Below are 3,236 nucleotides of genomic sequence, written 5' to 3'. Positions count from 1 at the left end.
TTCGGATTCGAAGGCATAGGTGTTCGGGAGGAGCACCGGTTTTGGTCTTGGAAACATGCAGTCGTCTTTCTGAGAGACAGTCAGTTGTTCGGGAGATCAAATCGAGACAGCATCATCGCGATTGCACGACGCGCCCAGCGCGACCGACGCGGTCCTTCATCGCGGAAATAGAAACGCCTCAGCTAGACCGCCGCGCCCGTCGTGCCGAGGCCCAAGCCGACATCGAACAAGTCGCGCCGATCTGATAGCGCCAGGCTGCGCAATTCGCCGAGCGTGCCGCGCGCGGCCGAGCAATGGCTGCATTTGACGATCGCGGAGGGCGGGGCGAGCTCACCATCGTCGATCACCACGCCGATGCTGTCGCATTCAATGCATACGAGCTGAAAACTCATTTTCGAAATTCAATCCACCGGACGCTGCAAATTGTCGACGAAGCAAGCCTCATGCCAGCAATGCATCGCCATGCGGCCGAGGTTATCCGGACGATCGTGGCATTTCAATGTGACGTCTGTTTTAACCCTAAGCGCTCAGCGCAAACGCTCCGCGTTTGTCGCGAGGGAAACCGGTCTCCACTTTTCCGGATCATGCTCAAGGCCGCAGCGCCGACGGCGGCTCCTGCGCACCGTCGGGGCGTATTCCCTTGAACCGGTTGAGCGGGCCGCGCAGCAGCAATTCCGCGAAATGGGCGATGGCAATCCCGGAGAGCCCGCCGCCGGCCTTGACCAGCGCGTCGATGAGGCGGCCGTGCCGATCCGGCGTCAGCAGTTGCAGGGCTTCCAGCGCGAACGCGCTGCCGATGACGACTGCGATGATCAAGACCAGCCGGTTGGGATAGGCCCGCACGAATGCAAATCCCATCAGCGCGAACGCTGTGAAATGCTCGAACTGGGGACCTGCGACGACAGGGCGGTCTTGAAGCGGGGAAAGCGTCGCGAAGGCGATGAAGGCGAGCACCAGCCAGGCGGCGCCCAGGGACAGTCGTTGATTCATAGGTTGTTGCTAAGCAAAAACGGGGCCGAGCTCAACCCACGCACGATCGCTGCCGCACGTATGGCAGCGCTATCAGCCGATATCGTTAACCCGGCGGCTGTTCAGCCGGTCCAAATCTGCTATCAAGCCGCGGAAATGAACAAAAAGTAACATGACACCGTTCATCTTGTTCATAGCCCGTTCACGCCGGTGGGTCTCATCTTAGCTAAGCTGCGACTCGCCATCGGAGGCCAAATTGCGCCTACTCGTCGTTGAGGATGATCCGGATCTCAATCGCCAGCTTACGACCGCGCTGACGGATGCCGGCTATGTGGTCGATCGTGCTTTCGACGGCGAGGAGGGGCACTATCTCGGCGACAGCGAGCCCTACGATGCCGTCGTCCTCGACATCGGTCTGCCGAAGATGGACGGCATCTCGGTGCTGGAAGCCTGGCGACGCAACGGCCGCGCCATGCCGGTCTTGATCCTGACCGCGCGCGACCGCTGGAGCGACAAGGTGCAAGGCTTCGACGCCGGCGCCGACGATTACGTCGCAAAGCCCTTCCACATGGAAGAGATTTTGGCGCGCATTCGTGCCCTGCTGCGTCGCTCGACCGGCCACGCCCAGTCCGAATTGACCTGCGGCCCGGTGACACTGGATACCCGCACCGGCCGTGTCAGCGTCTCCGGCAACCCGGTGAAGATGACCTCGCACGAATACCGGCTGCTGGCCTATCTGATGCACCACACCGGGCGCGTGGTGTCGCGCACCGAGCTGGTCGAGCATCTCTATGACCAGGACTTCGACCGCGACTCCAACACTATCGAAGTGTTCGTCGGACGCATCCGCAAGAAACTCGACGTCGACATCATCCAGACCGTCCGCGGCCTCGGCTATCTCCTGACGCCGCCGCCGAACGGCGCGTAACCGCCCCGGCGCCGCTGGTCGCCGGGCTTACTTTTTGATCGCAGCATGATCTTATCCGAAAACCGGTGCCCACCCCGCATCAAATGCGGGGCCAGCCTTTTCGGGATCATGTTCTGATGCGTGGAAGCTCGCTCGCCACCCGCCTGTTCCTGTCGGCGACCGCATGGCTGGTGGTGATCCTGGCGATCACCGGCGTCATCCTGTCCTCGGTGTATCGTGATGCCACGGAGCGTGCCTTCGACCGTCGCCTCAACCTCTATCTCCGCACCCTGATCGCCGAGGTCGCCACGCCTGACGAGCCGGCGGACCACCAGTTCCAGCTCGGCGAACCGCTGTTCGAACTGCCGCTGTCCGGCTGGTACTGGCAGATCCTGCGCACCGACGTGGAAAAGGGCGAGACGCGCGCTTCGCGCTCGCTGTGGGACAAGAAACTGCCGAAACTGGAGGATCAGGGTTTTGAGCTGACCCCCGCCGGCATTCGCATCGGCTATGTCGATGGCCCCGAGGGACAGACGCTGCGCATGGTCGAGCGTCCGGTCGATCTTGGCAGCGACGGCAGGTTCCTGGTCGGCGTCGCCGGCGACGCCAGCGAGATATTCGACGAGACGCGCAGCTTCGACTACTACCTCGGCGGCACCTTCACCTCGCTTGGCATCGTGCTGTTGCTGACTACGATCTTCCAGGTCCGTTTCGGCCTGGCGCCGCTCAAGCGCATTTCGGAGGCGATCGCTGATATCCGCTCCGGCCGCGCCGAACGGCTCGAAGGCAAGTTTCCGGTGGAGATCGCGCCGCTCGCGCGCGAGACCAACGCGCTGATCGACGCCAACCGCGAGATCGTCGAGCGCGCGCGCACCCATGTCGGCAATCTCGCCCACGCGGTCAAGACGCCCTTGTCGGTGATCGTCAACGAGGCCGCGACGCATGCCGCCGATCCCTTTGCCGCCAAGGTGCTGGAGCAGGCCGTGGTAATGCGCGACCAGGTCGCGCATCACCTGGAGCGCGCCCGCATCGCCGCGCGCGTCACCATCGTCTCCACTGTCACCGAAGTGGCACCGGTGCTCGAGGCGCTGCGGCGAACCATGGAAAAGATCCACCGCGACCGCGACATCACCATCGAGCTGAAGGCCGACCCATCCGCGAAATTCCGCGGCGAGCGCCAGGATATCGAGGAGATGGCCGGCAACCTCGTCGACAATGCCTGCAAATGGGCGGCCTCGCAGGTCTTCATCGAGGTCCTGGTCGAGCCGCCGGCGGAGCCGGGTGCCGGCCCGCGGCTGCATATTATCGTCGACGACGACGGGCGCGGCTTGTCGGCCGCCGAGCGCGCCCAGGTGTCGCG

The 3,236-nt window shown here is 63.4% G+C and carries 4 protein-coding genes; 2 read left to right on the top strand and 2 right to left on the bottom strand.

The window, feature by feature from the left end; genetic code table 11:
- Positions 1–182: 182 nt before the first annotated feature.
- Together CWO89_RS42225 and CWO89_RS42220 are read right to left on the bottom strand one after the other, a co-directional pair.
- The gene (locus CWO89_RS42225) at positions 183–392 is read right to left on the bottom strand and encodes a hypothetical protein (RefSeq protein ID WP_130584128.1); all 210 of its coding nucleotides are present in this window, start codon (positions 390–392) and stop codon (positions 183–185) included.
- Between the two features lie 196 nt (positions 393–588).
- On the bottom strand, positions 589–990 hold the full coding sequence (locus CWO89_RS42220) for a VanZ family protein (protein WP_207234695.1): 402 nt from the start codon (positions 988–990) through the stop codon (positions 589–591).
- Positions 991–1,225: 235 nt separating this feature from the next.
- On the opposite strand from CWO89_RS42220, the gene CWO89_RS42215 reads away from it, so the two are divergent.
- Positions 1,226–1,897 (top strand): response regulator transcription factor, encoded by a 672-nt coding sequence (locus CWO89_RS42215; protein ID WP_028167982.1) that lies wholly within the window; start codon positions 1,226–1,228, stop codon positions 1,895–1,897.
- A gap of 116 nt (positions 1,898–2,013) precedes the next feature.
- Positions 2,014–3,236: sensor histidine kinase (locus CWO89_RS42210; protein ID WP_130584127.1), on the top strand; the 1,223-nt coding region annotated here is incomplete at its 3' end.

The organism is Bradyrhizobium sp. Leo170, assembly GCF_004296405.1.
GTDB lineage: Bacteria > Pseudomonadota > Alphaproteobacteria > Rhizobiales > Xanthobacteraceae > Bradyrhizobium.
This window is presented reverse-complemented; position numbering and strand designations above follow the sequence as displayed.